This is a genomic window from Phenylobacterium glaciei (assembly GCF_016772415.1).
GTDB lineage: Bacteria > Pseudomonadota > Alphaproteobacteria > Caulobacterales > Caulobacteraceae > Phenylobacterium > Phenylobacterium glaciei.
In genome coordinates this window covers 2,662,447-2,679,644 of record NZ_JAGSGD010000001.1, presented here as the reverse complement: position 1 = coordinate 2,679,644, position 17,198 = coordinate 2,662,447, and the positions used below count along the sequence as shown (strand labels likewise).

Sequence of the window (17,198 nt, the reverse complement as noted above, 5' to 3'; positions counted from 1 at the left end):
CGGCTTTCGACCCGTAGCGGAAGTCTATTGCGCCCGCTTTTGGGTCACAGCTTGTAGCTCGGCCCGTTCCGCCGACGTGAGGTCGAGGGCGGCTGCCTGGGAGAACTGCGCCTTGGCTTCGGCGGCCTTCCCCAGCTTGGCCAGCGCCTCGCCCCACTTCAGGTGCAGCCGACCCCATCGCGGAGCGAGGGGCTCGGCTTTGCGAAAGGCCTGCTCGGCGGTTTTGTCGTCGCCCAGGGCCAGCAGCGCCTCACCCGACCAGACCGCCGGGTCGGCGAAACGCGGCGCGAGCTTCTCCGCGCGACGGAATATCTGAAGCGCACCCTGGGCGTCGCCTCGCCGCAGCCGCTCGCGGCCCCAGTACAGCAGGGTGGTGATCTGCCCCGGATAGAGCCGGTCCGCCGCGCGGAACGCCTGCTCAGCTCCGGCGGTATCTCCCTGGCGTGACAAGATCATCGCCCGGGTCACAGCGCAGAAGAAGCAGTCCACAGGCGTCGTCGCGATCACCTCGCGCGCGGCCTCCGGCTGGCCCAGTTGAACAAGCGAGAACGCTTCCAGCGCCAGTATCCGCGGACCTGCATCGCCTTGCGCGCGCGCTGCGCGTGCGATGGCGAGGGTCACCGGCCAGTTTTCCGAACTCAGCTCGGTCAGCGGATACGGCGTCGCGGTAAGTCGCCGCGCGGCCGTGGTCTCGTGCAGGGCGGCCAGATAGTACGAATAGGTGTTACGATAAGTGCCGTTCGAACCGGCGTTGGCGCGCCCCACGTGGGGCCGCAGCAGCCGCGCGGCCGTGTGATAATCGAATTCTAATGCGGCCAGCCTGGCGCGAAAGCCCGCCCGGTACCAGTCCGCGACCGCCCCGGGCTCGCGGCCAAGCCGCTTGAGCCCCTGCCGAGTGAGGACGATGCTCTCTCGGTTATGCCCCAGCGCGTCTGCAACGCCTGCCGCGTTCTGCAGGGCGAGCGACCCTAGCAACCGGTTCGGACCCTCGGCCGCCCGGCGGAACCACTCGATGCCCTCAGCGTATCGGAACTCGGAGTAAGCGGTGATCAGGCCCAGGGCATTAGCGGCCGCCGCCCGTGTCAGCGGATCATCACTGGTCTGCAGCACCTGGGCCAGCAGCGGCTTGGCCTCCGTCCAGCGACCTTCTCGAACGAGGAATTCCGCATATTGGACCGGCCGTGCCTGACGGAACAACGCCTCGCCCGTCTGCCTGGCGAGCTCCGGCAGTTGCTCGGCTGAGCCTTCCGCCGTCACCGTACGGCCCACGCCGGTCCGCGCCGTGATGCGAACCCCTGTAGCCGTCTGCACCACCTCACCGGTCAGGTAGGTCTCGTGGCCCAGCCAGCGCCGTAGCAGGCGCTGCACGTCGTCCAGCGAGACGCCGGTCTGGGCCACCTCAATCTTGGTGTCCTGGGTCCAGGCGTCGGCAATGCGCACCGATTGCAGCGAGTTGGCCGCCCGGTCCAGCTCGCCCAGCCGGTCCAGTACGCCGCGCGCCACCACCTCGCCAGTCGCGCCGCGCGAGACCAGCGCCGGGGGTGCGGAGAAGGCCTCCACGACGAGCCCATCCGACCGGCTAGCCTGCCAGGCCATGGCCGCCAGTGCGCCCGCCACCGCCACTCCAGCGACGCCGGTCAGCACCTTCAGCGCAAACCCCGCCCGCTCCGAGGCGATCTGCCAGACGCGGTGCGTCAGGTCGGCCTGGACGAGGCGGTTCTGGTTAGCGAGCAGTTCGTGCGCGATTCCTCGCGGTGCGACCCCGGCGGCTTCCGCCTCCATTGCGATCTCGATAGGATCGGGCGTGGTGGGCGCAGGCTCGGCTTTCACCCGCCGTCGTCGAGGCGCGCCGTCGCCCGTCACGCCTGACATGTTAACGTCCCCGCCCATGTCCACAGTGGGGGACCATCGACGGCAGGTCAAATCACCGGTCGGACTTGACTAGGCGTTGGGTCCGCAAACCACCCATGGGAGGCGTTCAGAGCGTCCGCTTGCCGGTTAACACTTGCTGGCACACAACCCGCCCAGGTGGCGAAGGAATGGGCACGTCGCCATCCAGATCACCCAAGCCACATTGCGCCGCCTTCGCCTCAGGGGTCGCGGGGAGCTGGGACAAGCCCGGCGCCAAGGCGAGCGCGCCTCTCCCCAACGCCCACAGGCCTTTCCGACACACCTGCCCAGCTTTCGCGCAAGGGGCGCTCGCGTTTGGAGCGACCGGTCTTGCGAATAAGACAGAACCATGGCTATCTCATTGCCACCGGTGTCAGGGGCTCCTAGTGGCAAATGATACCGGTGTCATAATGGGGAAACGCGAGGCGCGCCGGTTCGGCGCCCTCCGCCTGACGGCCTCACGTCGCAGGCGGCCTCGCACAGGGAGGGACAGATGGTCCGCACTGGGTCTTGGACGAAAATGCGCGCGCTGTTCGGCGGCGCGTCGCTGGCGGCGCTGAGCATGGCTGTCGCCGCACCGGCCTTCGCGCAGAACGAAGTCCAGGAGGTGGTGGTCACGGGCTTCCGGGGCAGCCTGCAGCAGGCTCTTGAACTGAAGCGCGACAGCGCCACGGCGAGCGACACCATCCTGGCCGAGGACATCGGAAAGTTCCCCGATCTGAACCTTTCGGAATCCATTCAGCGCATTTCCGGCGTGTCCATCACCCGGGACGGCGGCGAGGGCCGCCAGATCACGGTGCGGGGCCTGGGTCCCCAGTTCACCCGCGTGCGCATCAACGGCATGGAGGCGCTCTCCACCGCTGGCGGCACCGACGCCTCGGGCGGCACCAACCGCGCCCGCAACTTCGACTTCAATATCTTCGCCTCGGACCTGTTCAACTCGATCACCGTCCAGAAGACCGCCTCGGCCGAGACCGAGGAAGGCTCGCTGGGGGCGACGGTCGACCTGCGCACCGGCCGGCCGCTGGACTATAACGGCTTCAAGTTCGTCGCCTCGGCCCAGGCCAGCTACAACTCGCTGTCAGAGGACGCCTCGCCGCGCGCCGCGGCCATGATCTCCAACACCTGGGGCGACGGGACCTTCGGGGCCCTGGCCAGCATCGCCTACACCAAGCGCTCGCTGCTGGACGTCGGCACGTCGACCGTCCGCTGGGCGCCGGGCGCCAGCTTCGCGCCAGGCTTCGACGCCCTGCCGAACGGCGCGGGCCTGCCCACCACGGTCAATCCGGCGGCGGCGGCCAACAACGCCGCCTTCCACCCCCGCTTCCCGCGCTATGACCGCTACGACCAGGAACAGGAGCGCCTGGGCGCCACCCTGTCCCTGCAGTGGGCGCCCACCGACGCGACCCTGCTGACCTTCGACGCCCTCTACGCCAAGCTCGACGGCAATCGTGAGGAGCAGTTCCTGGAGGCCCCGTCCTTCAGCGTCGGCGGCGCCTGCACCGCAGCCAACGTCAACACCTCCTGCGGGATCGCCGACACCAATGTGATCTCCTCGACGATCACCAACGGCATCATGACGGCCGGCACGTTCGACGACGTCGATCTGCGGGTCGAGGATCGCTACGACGAACTGTCGACGACCTTCACCCAGTACTCCCTGGACTTCACCCACGCGTTCTCCGAAAGCCTGAAGATCCATGCCGTCGCCGGGCATTCGAAGTCCGACCACGACAACCCGACCCAGACCACGATCATCTGGGATCAGTTCAATGTGGACGGCTACAAGTTCGACTATGGCCAGGGCCGCGCGCCGCTGCTGAGCTATGGCGCCGCCAACCTGACCAATCCCAGCGCCTGGACCCTGGTCCAGGTCCGCATGCGGCCCCAGACGGCGGTCAACACCTATGACAACGTCGTCTTCGATGGCCAGTGGGACGCCAACGAGATCCTGACCTTCAAGGCGGGCCTCGCCTGGAAGAAGTACGAGTTCGTGTCCACCGAGATGCGTCGCACCAACGGCACCTCGGCCAACCAGGAAACCACCATCCCGGCCGGCGCCGCGGCGATCCCGACCAGCAGCTATTCGAAGACGGTGGACCTGCCGACCGAAGGCCTCGGCGTTCCGGCCGGCACGCCGACCGCCTGGATCTCGCCCAGCTACGCCACGGCGTCTTCGCTGTTCATGCTCAACGACCCCACCGCCTTCGGCGGGGCCTGGCGCCTGGGCAAGGAGCCGTCGCTCTCCAACAACAACTCGGTGGGCGAGAAGGACAAGGGCGGCTTCATCCAGGCCGAGTGGAACACCGAGCTGGCCGGCCTGCCGTTCCGCGGCAATCTGGGCGTCCGCTATGTGAAGACCCAGCAGACAGCCTCGGGCTACACCTTCGTGGCCGGCGCTGCTGTGCCGATCACCGTCGATCGCGAATATGACGACACCCTGCCGTCGATCAACGCGGTGATCGAGCCCTTCGACAACTTCCTGATCCGTGTCGGCGCGGCCCAGACCATGTCGCGTCCGAACCTGGGCAGCCTGACGCCGGGCGCCAGCGTCAGTGTCTCGGGCTCCAGCCGCACGGTGACGGCCGGCAACCCCGCCCTCGACCCGTTCCGGGCCAAGGCCTACGACCTGTCCTTCGAGTGGTACTATCAGCCGGAAGCCCTGATCAGCGTCGCCTTCTTCAAGAAGAAGATCGACACCTTCGTTCAGACGCTTTCGAGCCAGCAGGTGTTCAGCGGCAACAGCTTCGGCATCCCCGACAGCGTCGCCACCGCCGCCTGCGGCGCGACCGTCGGCTGCAGCCCCTCGGCGACCTGGAACTTCACCACCCCGATCAACACCCCCGGCGGCGATGTGACGGGCTACGAAATCAGCTTCCAGCAGCCCTTCAGCTTCCTGCCCGGCCTGCTGAGCCACACCGGCGTGCTGGCCAACTACACGAGCGTCAAGTCGTCGATCAACTACCTGAACGCCGCCGGCGTCACGGTGGCCACGACCGACCTGACGGGTCTGTCGCGCAAGGCCTACAACGTCACGTTCTACTATGAAGACGACAAGTTCAGCGCCCGGGTCTCGGCCAGCCACCGCGACAAGTACCTGACCCGCGTCCTGGGCCAGGAAAACACCGCCGCCCTGCCGGTGCCGTATGACGGCACCAACGAGACCTTCAACGTCGACGCCTCGTTCACCTACACCCTGAACGACAACCTGAAATTCACCCTGGAAGGGGTGAACCTGACCGACGAGTGCCAGGACCAGTTCAACGGCGAGAACAACCTGGTGAACTTCTACCACCACACCGGCCGCGAGTATCTGGCCGGCGTCCGGTACACCTTCTAGGCGTTCCTGGATCCCCCGAGGAGAGACTTGCGGCGCGCCGGTTCCCCGGCGCGCCGCTTTGTTTAGGGTAGGGTGGGGCGTTCGGTTCGCCGCCAGTTCGGAGATGTCAGTGGCCGGTCCTGTGGTGTGTTTCGGCGAGGTCCTGGTCCGCCTGGCCGCGCCCGACAACGAACTGCTGCTGCAGTCGCCGACCCTGAAGGTCAGCTTCGGCGGGGCGGAGGCCAATGTGGGTGTGTCGCTGGCCCGCTTCGGCCATGCCGCCCGCATGCTCAGCGTGCTGCCCGACAACGGCCTGGGCCACGCCGCCGTTGACGAGCTGCGGCGCTATGGCGTCGACACCTCCGGCATCGCGTTCACGCCGGGGCGGATGGGGCTCTATTTCCTGACGCCGGGGGCGGCGCAGCGGTCGTCGCAGGTGCTGTACGACCGCGCCGACTCAGCCTTCAGCCGCGGGGCCTGCGCCATCGACTGGGACGCGGGGCTGGCGGGGGCAGGTTGGCTGCACGTCTCCGGCGTCACCGCCGCCATCGGACCCGAGACCGCCAAGGCCGCCGTCGAGGCGGTGAAGGCGGCGCGGCGTCTGGGCCTGACGGTCTCCATGGACTGCAATTACCGCGCGACCCTGTGGCAGGCCTGGGGCGGGGACGCCCCGGCCATCCTGGGCGAGATGCTCTCCCAGGCCGACCTGGTGTTCGGGGATCATCGCGACATCGCTCTCGTGCTCGGCGCCTCTTTCGAGAGCGGCCAGGGCGCCGACGGCCTGCGCCGCTGGGCCGCCGACATGGCCTTCAAGGCCTGGCCGAACCTGGCGCGCCTGGCCTGCACCGACCGGGTGCAGCACACGGTCAACCATCACGAGCTGGCGGGCTTCCTGTTCTCCCGCGACGGCGCCTGGCGCACCGGCAGCCGGACGATGGACCCCATCATCGACCGCATCGGCGGCGGCGACGCCTTCGCCGCAGGCGTGATCCACGGCCTGCTGACCGGGATGGCGGAGGCTGACCTGCTGGAGTTCGCGGTGGCCGCCGCGGTGCTGAAGCACGCCACGCCGGGCGACTTGAACCTGGCCACCGTGGCCGATGTCGAGGCCGTGCGGTCCAGCCACAGCCTGGATGTCCGGAGGTAGGGCGCACCTTCATCCGCTCATCCCGGCCTTCGCCGGGATGAGCGGTGATCGGGACATGACGGAAGTTTAATCCGCCAGCGGGCCCCAAATCGCTCCGCCGGTGTATGAAGGCTCAAACGCTGAGAGCGCGCCGTGACGCGCCCTGTCCCTTGGGAGCCTCGTCAATGACCAACCTTAAAACCCTGCTGCTGGCCGCCTGCGCGCCGGTGATCCTGTCGGCCTGCGCCAGCCTGGGCGCCGCCCCGCCCGCGCCGGTTCCCGCGCCCGCGCCCATCGCGCAGGCGCCCAAGCTCAAGCCCGTCTATGGGACCTTCGGCTTCGACACCGCCGGCATGGACACCTCGGTGAAGCCCGGCGACGACTTCTTCAACTACGCCAACGGGACCTGGGTGAAGACCACCGAGATCCCCGCCGACCGCTCCAGCTACAACACCTTCGCCGTCCTGCGGGAGGCCGCCTCCAAGCGCACCGTCGACCTGATCGAGACCGCCGCCAAGACCCAGGGGCCTGCCGGGTCCGAGGCCCGCATGATCGGCGACTACTATGCCAGCTTCATGGATGAGGCGGCCATCGAGGCGAAGGGCGCGACCCCGCTCGCCCCGGAGCTGGCGCAGATCGCGGCGATCAAGACCCGTACGGCGCTTTCGAGCCAACTCGGGGGCTCGATCCGCGCCGACGTCGACATCATGAACGCCACCAGCCCCAAGACCGACCGGATCTTCGGCCTATGGGTGGTGGAAAACCTCAACGATACAAAGCGCTATCTGCCCTACATCATCCAGGGCGGGCTGGGCATGCCTGACCGCACCTACTATCTGGACGCTGGCGCGAAGTACGTGGACCTGCGGGCCAAGTACAAGGCCCATGTCGCCAATCAGCTGCGGCTGGCCGGCTTCAGCGACGTGGACGCCCGCGCGGCGAGGGTCCTGGCCCTGGAGACCAAGATCGCGGCCACGCACTGGACGGCGGCCGACACCTTCGACATCCCCAAGACCAACGTCCAATGGTCCCGCGCCGAGCTGGCCAAGAAGGCGCCGGGCATGGATTGGGACGCCTTCCTGACCGCGGCAGGCCTCGCCGACCAGCCGATGTTCGGCGCCTGGCAGTCCACCGCCATCACCGGCGAGGCCAGGCTGGTGGCGTCCGAGCCCCTGGCGGCCTGGAAGGACTACCTGGCCTTCCACACGGTGGAGCGGGGATCGCCCTACCTCTCCAAGGCCTTCGTGGACGAGAGCTTCGCCTTCAACGCGACCGCGCTATCGGGCACGCCGCAGCAGCAGGAGCGCTGGAAGCGCGGCGTGGACCGTACCGGCGACGCCCTGGGTGAGGCGATCGGAAAACTCTATGTCGCCAAGTACTTCCCGCCAGAATCGAAGGCGGAAGTTGAAGGCATGGTGAAGAACATCCTGGCCGCCTTCGGCCACCGCATCGACCGCCTGGACTGGATGGACCCGGTCACCAAGGCCAAGGCCCACGAGAAGCTGGCCAACTTCCAGATCGGCGTCGGCTATCCCGACAAGTGGCGCGACTATTCCGGTCTGAGCATCGTGGCCGGCGACGCCTACGGCAACTGGCAGCGGGGCGAGCTCTTCGAGTACCGCCGCAACGTCGCCAAGCTGGGACAGCCGGTGGATCGCGGCGAGTGGTACATGACGCCTCAGACGGTCAATGCGCTGAACGCGCCGATGCAGAACTCCATCAGCTTCCCGGCCGCCATCCTGGAGCCGCCGTTCTTCGATCCCAAGGCCGATCCGGCGGTGAACTACGGCGCTATCGGCGGGGTGATCGGCCACGAGATCAGCCACGGCTTCGACGACGCCGGCGCCCTGTTCGACGCGCATGGCAACGTCAAGAACTGGTGGACCGACGCCGACATGGCCCACTTCAAGGCCTCGGCCAAGCAGCTCTCGGCCCAGTACGACGGCTACAAGCCGCTGCCCGACCTGGCGGTGAACGGCGACCTGACGTTGGGCGAGAACATCGCCGACCTGGCGGGCCTGGCCACCTCCTATGACGCCTACCACCTGTCGCTGAACGGGGCGCCCGCGCCGGTGATCGATGGGATCACCGCCGACCAGCGGTTCTTCTTCGGCTGGGCGCAGAACTATCGGGGCAAGTACCGGGAAGCCGCCCTGCGCCGCGCCCTGCTGACCGACGGGCACTCGCCGGCCGAATACCGCGCCGACACGGTGCGCAACCTCGACGCCTGGTACGGGGCCTTCGGCGCCAAGCCGGGGGAGAAGCTCTATCTGGCGCCCGCCGACCGGGTGAAGATCTGGTAGCTCGGCTTGCCTGAGATCATCCTGATCGACGACCCCGCGGACCCCAGGGTCGCGGCCTATCGTGACGTGCGGGAGCGCGACCTGGTGGGCCGCGAGGGCCTGTTCGTGGCCGAGGGCGAGGTGGTGCTCAACGTGCTGGCCCGCTCGACCCTGTGCGAGCCGGCCTCGCTGATGATCGCCCGCAAGCGGGTGGCGGGGTTGGCCGACCTGATCGCCAGGCTGCCGGAGGACGTGCCGGTCTATTCGGCCAGCCAGGAGGCCATGGACGCGGTGGTGGGGTTCCACATCCATCGCGGCATCCTGGCCCTTGGCCGCCGCCGCGCGCCGGCGAGCGCCGCGGACATGCTGGCGGGGCTGGGGGAGGGGGCGCTGGTCCTGGCGCTGTCGGGCATCGCCAACCACGACAATATGGGCGGCCTGTTCCGCAACGCCGCGGCCTTCGGCGTGGACGCCGTGCTCTTGGACACCGATTGCTGCGACCCGCTCTACCGCAAGGCCATCCGGGTGTCGGTGGGCGCCGTGCTGGTGACGCCCTTCGCGACGGCGCAGGGCGACCTGCTGGAGGTGCTGACGGCGGCAGGGTTCGAGACTGTGGCCTTGAGCCCCGGCGGCGCCACACGGCTCGTGGACCTCAAGCGGCCGTCAAAGGCCGCCGTGCTGCTGGGGGCCGAGGGGCCCGGACTGGCGGCCTCGGTGCTGGCGCGGGCCACGACGGTGGCCATTCCCATGGCCACCGGCTTCGACTCCCTGAACGTGGCGACGACGGGGGGGATCGTCCTGCACCACCTGGCGTTCGCGGCCCTCAGGGATTAGCGCGCGCGCTTGGGCGCGGGCTCCTCCGTCTCTTCGATCAGCGACCGTGTCAGGTTGAGGATCGCTGTGCGCAGTTGGGGTTGCTGCACGCTGGCGAAGGCCTCCAGGAGTTGGACAGCGCCCGGCACGGCCAGTTTCTCGAACAGGCTCTCGTCGCCGGTGGGGCGGTCGTTCTCGCCCACCAGTTCGCCGACCGTGGTTTCCAGCTTCTCGGCGATGCGCACCAGCATGGAGGCCGAGGTGCGGTTGGCGCCGCGCTCGTACTTCTGGACCTGCTGGAAACTGACGCCGAGGTGGTCGGCCAGGTTCGACTGGGAGATGCCAAGCCATTTGCGGCGCACGCGGATGCGGTGGCCGACAGCGACGTCGATGGGGTCGGGGCCCGCGTCGTCAAGATTCTCGCTCACGGATATGTCCTTCTGGCGCGCACGCTCCAGTACGCAGCGTCTTTCTGCACGCGTAAAAGCCGTATCGCCACCAATTTGTCCCCACTAAGACATAGGGTCGCACTGTAGCGTTAAATATCGCGCCTTAGGGGTTTTTGATCCCCATTTCCCGGCTTCTGGACGTCACGGCACACGAATTATCCCCATTTTGGGTTTTCGAAGCACAAACGATCTATGACGTTAGCACAACTTTAGATTGTAAATCAGGCGTCGGAGACCCGCCCGTCGAGGATGCTATGGATCTGATCCAGGACCGCGATGGCGACATCCTCTCCCTCGGACTCCGAGATTTCAGCGGCGCGTCGGACGATCACCGACAGGGTGGCCATGTCCCTAGGACTGAGCAGGCTGGCCATTTCCATCAGTTCCGCAGTCTGGTCCTCCAGGTCCATGTCGGAGGGGTGGCGCGCCGGGCCGACGGACCGGAAGCTTTGCGAGATCTTGAAATCGGTCATGGCATGTTCGCCGCGGCGAACCGCGTGGCGTCCTCAAGGAAGAGCTCATGCAAGGTGGTCACCCGCGCGCGTGGCGCGAGGGCGGCCAGGGGCTTGAGCAGGATCTTGCGATTGGCGGGGTCGCCGCCGACGGCGTCGTCGATCACCTCGACGGCCAGGTCGCGGTCAGCGGCGGCGAAAGCCGTGGCCAGCACGGTGTCGGCCATGGAAAAGCCGATCAGCACCAGCGGTCCGCCGAGACTCTGGGCCGTTTGGCTGAAGCTGGCGTTGGTGAAGGCTGAGGGACCGGTGCGCAGGAACACCGCCTCGCTGGGCAGGGGCTCCAGACCCGGGATGGGCCGGTCGGGCGGCATGGCGCCTTGCCGAGCGTAAACGTGCAGCACCGGCCAGCGGCGGCGGCGCGCCTGGGCCAGGGCCTTCCGGCAGACGGCCGCGGTGGCCGCCGCGCCCTCGGTGGACAGGCGTCCGCGCTGCAAATCCAGGCAGACCAGGGCCGCGGCGTTTGGGGCGTAGCCGCTCACCGCGACAGCCCTCCAGGATTGCTGGCGGTTCGTCCGGCAGACCTGTCCAGCACGCCGGGCTCGTTCCAGGCGCCCTCGGGCCGCAGCAACTCGTAGGGATCGGAGTCGAGGGTCAGGGCGTCGTGCGGCGGCACGCCCTCCACCACCATCTCCACATAGTCGTGGTCCGACACCACGAAGCCATCGCGCCGGGGGCGGACATAGGCGTTGAAATACTGCTCCCAGAAGGGGATCAGCCGCACCTGGCCGTAGCCGAGGATCTTCCGGTAGTTCTTCTTCTCGGCCAACTTCTTGGCGGCCAGGATCAGCATCAGGGTGGCGCGGCCACGGCGGAATTCCTTGCGCACCGCCACCCGCTCCACCTTGGCGAAATCGGCGAACCAGCGGATGCGCAGAGTACCGATGGGCTCTCCGTCGCGGCGCAGGATCAGGTGGGTGGCGCCGGCGAAGTCGTTGCCGTCGAACTCCTCGTCATAGGGGCAGGCTTGTTCGCCCATATAGACCAGGGTGCGGACCGCCATGGCCTGCATCAGGTCGGGCAGGGTTCGGCAGACGGCCACCTCAAGCTGGCCCTCGTCGACCTTGGCCGGGGCTCTGGCCTCCAGCGGCATGCGGACATTGGCGTTCATCAGGCGGCCTTCCGTCGGGGGGTCCATGGAGGGCAGACCACAAGGCCGCCCGGGCCGGGAACCGCCTGGGCGCCCAGGCGGCCCAGCAGGGTCCGCTGACCGCCGGGCGTCGCGGCGCGGCCATACAGAGGGACGAGGTCGTAGATCTCGCGGTGGATCGCCAAGGCGGCCTTCATCACCATCGCGCGGCCCCGCCAGGTGACGCCCGCCATGCCCCAGCCATAGACGGCGATGACCGGGTCGCCCGGCTGCGCGGCCATCGACAAGGGCGGTCTGATCCCGTCAAACATTCCCGCCGCCAGGGCCGGGGCGGCGGCTGGCGTGAGGGGGATGACGCAGAGCACCGCCGCCAGCCCGCCGTCGTCGTCGCGATAGACGAAGGCCGATCGGCCGGTGCGGTTCTGGACCGCCTGCAGGGTCGCCACGGTGGCGATATCAGGCCCTACGGTGCGCGCCGCGATGTCACGGCCGGCCGCGATTTCATCGGGTGTCGCCAACGTGAAACCCAGTCCCGCAAGGTGTTCAACGGCGGGTCGCGTGTCATCGGCGGTTGCGGCCATCGTTCTCACCCGACTTGTGCGAAGTCCCCTTTTGGTAGAGCCTCAATTCATCTGCGTGCAGCCGCCAAGTTCGTATGGGGGCGCCACGGTTCTGGTTGGGTGGGATGGACAATCACGACGGCGGGCGCGCCGACTGGGACGACATCAAGACCTTTGTGGCGGCGGCCCAGGCTGGCAGCTTCGGCGCGGCCGCGCGCCGACTGCGTACCAGCCAGCCCACCATCACCCGCCGCATCGACGACCTGGAGACCCGCCTGGGGGTGCGGCTGTTCGATCGCGGCCTGCGCGGGGTCAGCCTTACCCGGGCTGGCGAGCGGATCTATGACCGGGCGCTTTCCATGCACCGGGCCTCGGTGGACATCGAACGCCTGGCCCTGGAGGCCGACCGCCACGACACCGGCGAGGTGACCATCAGCGCGCCCGAGGGCATCGGCGGCTTCCTGGTGGGGGTGAAACTCGCGGACTTCATGAAGGAAAACCCCGGTATCCGGCTGGCCCTGGACTGCGGCTTCTATCCTGAGAACCCGGTGGACGCTCACATCGACCTGTCGATCCAGCTCACTCAGCCCGGCGATCAGCCGGATGTGGCGGCTAGCGAGCTGGCGACCCTGCATTACGCGCTGTTCGCCTCGCAGGACTACATCGACACGTATGGGGCCCCCACGCGCCTGGAGGCCGCGGTGGGCCACCGCTTCATCGCCCACTCGGCCCAGGTCAGCGAAAAGGGCCAGTGGCAAGCCAAGACCGGCGCCTTCATGGAGCTGACGGCTCCGGCCCTGGTGGTGAACTCCTCCACCGCCATGTTGTTCGCCATCGAGCGCGGCGCAGGCATCGGCGCGATTCCGACCGCCATCCTGCGCACGACCTCCAACCTGGTGATGCTGGACATTCCCCCGCTGGCGACCGGCACCCTGTGGCTGTGCCATCACCGCGACGCCCTGAAATCGCCCCGCGTGGCCCGCGTGGCCGAATGGCTGGTCTCGATCTTCGACGCCCGCGAGCGGCCCTGGTATCGCAAGGAATACATCCATCCCTCGGAGTTCGAGGGCTGGTCCTGGCCGGCCGCCACGGCGCGCGCCTAAGTCACCCGGTGCACACGGGAAATCGCGCCAAAGCGGAGGTTTCTGACGGCTGCGTCTAAAGCCGCTCTTAACCCAAGTCCCGTACCATTTTTCTAACGATCGGCAAAGATCGGGGGATCGGCGCATGTCAGATATCAGTACGCCGGCGTCCCCGGCCGCGCCGGGCCGCCCCTTCGAGCTCGACCTCAGCCAGGAGGTCTGTGACCGCGCCACACGCCTGGCCAAGACCCTGTTCGGTCGCGTCGACGCCCAGATCGTCCTCACCCAGGATGGCCGCGCCTGGCGCAGCCGCGATCCCAAGGGCGAACACCCCATCGATCCAGGCGCGCAGATCGTGCTGGAGACTGGCAAGCCGCTCTGGGTGGCGGACGGCCGCGACGACCCACGCCTGGCGGATACGGAGTGGGTCGCAGGTCCCCTGAACCTGCGCTTCTACGCCGCGGCCCCCATCTACCTGGACGATGGCAGGACCCCCGGGGTCCTGGCGGTCGCCGGCGCGGAGGTCCGCGCCTACGATCCCGACATGGCGGGACGGCTTGCCGATCTGGCGGCCTTCGTGGCCCACGACTGGGCGCGCGCTCGAGCGACCCGCGGCCGTGAGGAGAGCCTGCGCGAACGCGACGCGGTCTCCGCCACGCTTTCGGCGGTGATCGCGGCCCTCCCGGGGACGGTGGTGCTGACCGATCGCGATCACCGGATTCTGGTCTGCAGCCCTCGGTGGGCGGCGCGCGTGAACAAGACGCCGGAGGAGGTCGTCGGCCTGACTCTATTCGAGGTCACGCCTTGGGCGGAGAAATGGCGGTTCGCCTACGATAGCTGCCTGGACGGGGAGACGATCCGCAAGGAACGCCTGGCGAGCCAGGACGCGGAAGGTCGCCCGGTGTGGACAAACATCGAGCTGGCGCCCTGGCGGAACGCCCGTGGAGAGGTGGGCGGAATGGTGGCCGCCAGCCACGACATCACCAGCATGGTTGACGCGCTGGAGCGCACGGAGCGCTCCGAGCAGCGCCTCACCCTGGCCATGGAGATCGCCGACATCCATGTCTGGGAGATGGACTACCAGCGGCGCGAACTGATCAAGGCCGGCGCCGAGGACACCTTCTTCACCGAGCCAAAGACTTACGAGGAACTGTTCAGGGACATCTACTCCACCATAGATCTGCGCGACCGCCCCAATGTCGAGGCGGCCTGGAAGCTGCACGCCGAGGAAGGTGCGCCGTACCGCCCCGAATACCGGATCATCCGCGCCGACGACCGGGAAGTCTGGACCTCGGCCGCCTGCCGCCTGGTCCTCGACAGCGAGGGCCGGCCCGCGCGCCTGATCGGCGCCATGCAGGACATCACAAAACGTAAGGAAGCCGAGCGCGCCTTGCTGCAGGCCAAGGAGGACGCCGAGACGGCCAACCGGGCCAAATCCGCGTTCCTGGCGACGATGAGCCACGAAATCCGCACGCCGCTGAACGGGGTGCTGGGCATGGCGCAGGCCATGGCCGCTGACGAACTGAGCACGGTGCAGCGCGACCGCCTGGACGTGGTGCGCCAGTCGGGGGAGACCCTGCTGCACATCCTCAACGACGTGCTGGACCTCTCGAAGATCGAGGCCGGAAAGTTGGAGCTGGAGGAGACCGAGTTCGACATCAGCGACCTGGCCCGAGGCGCGCACGCGGCCTTCACCGCCATCGCCAACAAGAAGGGCCTGTCCTTCGATCTCGCCGTCGAGTCCGAGGCGCGCGGCGTCTATGTGGGCGACTCCACCCGGGTGCGGCAGATCCTCTACAATCTGGTCTCCAACGCGCTGAAGTTCACCGAGCAGGGTGAGGTCCGGGTCTGTGTGGCGCGCACCGACGACGGTCTGCGCCTGAGCGTGGCCGACACCGGGATCGGCATCCCTCCAGAGCGGCTGGCCAGCCTGTTCCAGAAATTCGAGCAGGCCGACGCCTCGACCACACGGCGCTATGGCGGCACAGGGCTGGGCTTGGCCATCTGCCGGGAGCTCGCCCAGCTGATGGGAGGCGCGATCCGGGCCGAGAGCGCGCCCGGCGGGGGAACCACCTTCACCGTCACCCTGCCGCTGACCAAGAGTGCGGCGCAGCATGTCCTCCCGGCGCCCGATCCCGGCGTGGTCGAGGCTATGGAGATGGAGGTCGGCGCCCTGCGGGTGCTGGCCGCCGAGGACAACAAGGTCAACCAGCTGGTCCTCAAGACGCTGCTGCACCAGATCGGCGTCGATCCGGTGATCGTCGAGAACGGAAAGCTGGCGGTGGAGGCCTGGGCCCGCGAGGCGTGGGACGTCATCCTGATGGACGTCCAGATGCCCGAGATGGACGGCCCGACGGCGGCGGCGATCATCCGTACCCGCGAGGCCGCCGAGGGCCGGGCGCGCACCCCGATCATCGCCCTGACCGCCAACGCCATGGCCCACCAGGTAGCCGAATACGCCGAGGCCGGCATGGATGGCTTCGTGGCCAAGCCCATCGAGGTGGGCCGGCTGTTCGCCGCGCTGCAGGCGGTGCTGGAGGTCGAGGCGGAAGATGAGGACGGTGACGCCTCGGTAACGGCCTAGGCGAGCTCCACCGCCCGCATCACCTCATAGGTCTCCAGGTCAAACCGCTCGACGGCTCGGGCATAGGCGCGCGCGGTGTGGGGCCAGTTGTTGAGGATGCGGCCGTCGGCGGTCTTGTACCAGCTGGTGCAGGTTCCGGCCCACGGCGTGACGGCCAGCGCCTTCTGCAGGTCGGCGTTGAAGGCGTCGGAGACCTCCTGCCTCACCGACAGCGGGCCGTGAGCGGCGATGGCGTCTAGCGCCTGCAGCACATAGTCGGCCTGGACCTCGATCATGTAGATGATGGAGTTGTGCCCCAGGTTCGTGTTCGGCCCGTACAGCATGAAAAGATTGGGGAAACCGGTGACGGAGAGGCCCAGATAGGCCTCCGGGCCATCGATCCAGACGTCGCTCAGCCGTAGGCCGTTCACGCCGGTGACGCCGGTGTCGCCGACGAAGGAGCGGGTCTCGAAGCCGGTGGCGTAGATCACCACGTCGACCTCATGCTCGCGGCCTTCGCTGTCGACCACGCCGCGCGGGGTCATGCGGGCGATGGCCTCGGTGACCAGGGTCACATTGGGCTGGGTGAGGGCGGGATAGAAGTCGTTGGAGATCAGCACGCGCTTGCAGCCGATCTCGTAGTCGGGAGTCAGCTTGGCGCGCAGGTCGGGGTCGGTCACTTGGGCGTGCAGGTGGGCGAGCGGGATGGGGACCTCCTCCACGGGCAGGGTCCCGGCGCGCTTGGCCTCCAGCCTGGCCTCGGCCATCTCGAAGATATCGCCGCGCACCTTGGCCATGAAGCCGGGCTCGGCGCGGAAACGGGCCTTCTCGGCGTCGGTATAGGGCCGGTTCATGCGCGGCACGATCCAGTTGGGCGACCGCTGGAAGAGCGTCAGTTGGCTGGCGAGCTTGGCCACCTCCGGCACGAACTGCACGGCGCTGGCGCCGTTGCCGATCACCGCCACCCGCTTGCCGGTCAGATCGACGGAGGCGTCCCACTGGGCGGAGTGGAAGGCGACGCCGGCGAAGTCGTCGCGGCCCGGGATGGGTGGAACCTTTGGCCGGTTAAGCTGGCCCCAGGCGGTGACAAAGGTTTCGGCGGTGACGGTGGAGCCGTCGCCGAGTCCGATGCGCCACAGCGCCGCGCCGTCGTCCCAGGCCGCCGACGTCACCTCAGAATTGAACTTCAGGTGTTTGGAAAGCTGATGCTTTTCCACGACGCCTTCGATGTAGCCAAGGATGTCAGGCTGGGCCGAGAAGACTTCCGGCCAGTCGGGATTGGGTTCGAAGGAGTAGGAATAGAGGTGGCTGGGGATGTCGCAGCCGCTGCCGGGATAGATGTTCTCCCGCCAGGTGCCGCCGACCCGGTCGGCCTTCTCCAGGATCACGAAGGACGCCTCGCCCTTGGCCTGCAGCTTCAGCCCCATGCAGAGGCCTGCGAAGCCCGCGCCCAATATGGCGACCTTGAAGTCCGCGCCCATGTGTTCCGTTCCCGACTGTCGTCGCGGAAGG

The 17,198-nt window shown here is 68.0% G+C and carries 13 protein-coding genes; 6 read left to right on the top strand and 7 right to left on the bottom strand.

Annotated elements, in window-relative coordinates:
* Positions 1–24: 24 nt before the first annotated feature.
* A complete protein-coding gene (locus tag JKL49_RS13160; protein ID WP_215341068.1) occupies positions 25–1,872 on the bottom strand; it encodes a tetratricopeptide repeat protein in 1,848 nt (615 codons plus the stop codon).
* Positions 1,873–2,410: 538 nt separating this feature from the next.
* On the opposite strand from JKL49_RS13160, the gene JKL49_RS13155 reads away from it, so the two are divergent.
* From JKL49_RS13155 to JKL49_RS13140, 4 genes are all read left to right on the top strand, one after another.
* Positions 2,411–5,230 (top strand): TonB-dependent receptor, encoded by a 2,820-nt coding sequence (locus tag JKL49_RS13155; protein ID WP_215341067.1) that lies wholly within the window; start codon positions 2,411–2,413, stop codon positions 5,228–5,230.
* Positions 5,231–5,333: 103 nt separating this feature from the next.
* Positions 5,334–6,356, top strand: coding sequence for a sugar kinase (locus JKL49_RS13150; RefSeq protein ID WP_215341065.1), 1,023 nt, complete (start codon positions 5,334–5,336; stop codon positions 6,354–6,356).
* A 164-nt stretch (positions 6,357–6,520) separates the two neighbouring features.
* Complete coding sequence (locus JKL49_RS13145; protein ID WP_215341064.1) at positions 6,521–8,638, top strand: M13 family metallopeptidase; 2,118 nt, start codon at positions 6,521–6,523, stop codon at positions 8,636–8,638.
* A gap of 6 nt (positions 8,639–8,644) precedes the next feature.
* Entirely contained in the window at positions 8,645–9,451 is an 807-nt protein-coding gene (locus JKL49_RS13140; protein WP_215341063.1) for a TrmH family RNA methyltransferase, read from the top strand.
* On the opposite strand, the gene JKL49_RS13135 is transcribed toward JKL49_RS13140, so the two are convergent.
* From JKL49_RS13135 to JKL49_RS13115, 5 genes are all read right to left on the bottom strand, one after another.
* Complete coding sequence (locus JKL49_RS13135; protein ID WP_215341062.1) at positions 9,448–9,858, bottom strand: helix-turn-helix domain-containing protein; 411 nt, start codon at positions 9,856–9,858, stop codon at positions 9,448–9,450. The genes JKL49_RS13140 and JKL49_RS13135 overlap by 4 nt on opposite strands.
* 242 nt (positions 9,859–10,100) lie before the next feature.
* Complete coding sequence (locus JKL49_RS13130; protein WP_215341058.1) at positions 10,101–10,352, bottom strand: hypothetical protein; 252 nt, start codon at positions 10,350–10,352, stop codon at positions 10,101–10,103.
* Positions 10,349–10,873, bottom strand: coding sequence for an isochorismatase family protein (locus JKL49_RS13125; protein ID WP_215341057.1), 525 nt, complete (start codon positions 10,871–10,873; stop codon positions 10,349–10,351). Before JKL49_RS13125 ends, JKL49_RS13130 begins: the two co-directional genes overlap by 4 nt.
* On the bottom strand, positions 10,870–11,502 hold the full coding sequence (locus JKL49_RS13120) for a GNAT family N-acetyltransferase (protein ID WP_215341056.1): 633 nt from the start codon (positions 11,500–11,502) through the stop codon (positions 10,870–10,872). Before JKL49_RS13120 ends, JKL49_RS13125 begins: the two co-directional genes overlap by 4 nt.
* Complete coding sequence (locus JKL49_RS13115) at positions 11,502–11,999, bottom strand: hypothetical protein (protein ID WP_215341050.1); 498 nt, start codon at positions 11,997–11,999, stop codon at positions 11,502–11,504. Before JKL49_RS13115 ends, JKL49_RS13120 begins: the two co-directional genes overlap by 1 nt.
* Before the next feature lie 167 nt (positions 12,000–12,166).
* Here JKL49_RS13115 and JKL49_RS13110 point away from each other — a divergent pair, with 167 nt between their 5' ends.
* Both JKL49_RS13110 and JKL49_RS13105 read left to right on the top strand, forming a co-directional pair.
* Positions 12,167–13,144, top strand: a complete 978-nt coding sequence (locus JKL49_RS13110) for a LysR family transcriptional regulator (RefSeq protein ID WP_215341048.1) — start codon at positions 12,167–12,169, stop codon at positions 13,142–13,144.
* 124 nt (positions 13,145–13,268) lie between these two features.
* Positions 13,269–15,707, top strand: coding sequence for an ATP-binding protein (locus tag JKL49_RS13105; RefSeq protein ID WP_215341046.1), 2,439 nt, complete (start codon positions 13,269–13,271; stop codon positions 15,705–15,707).
* On the opposite strand, the gene JKL49_RS13100 is transcribed toward JKL49_RS13105, so the two are convergent.
* Positions 15,704–17,167, bottom strand: a complete 1,464-nt coding sequence (locus JKL49_RS13100) for a flavin-containing monooxygenase (RefSeq protein ID WP_215341043.1) — start codon at positions 17,165–17,167, stop codon at positions 15,704–15,706. The two genes, JKL49_RS13105 and JKL49_RS13100, sit on opposite strands and share 4 nt — an antisense overlap.
* Between the last annotated feature and the right edge of the window lie 31 nt (positions 17,168–17,198).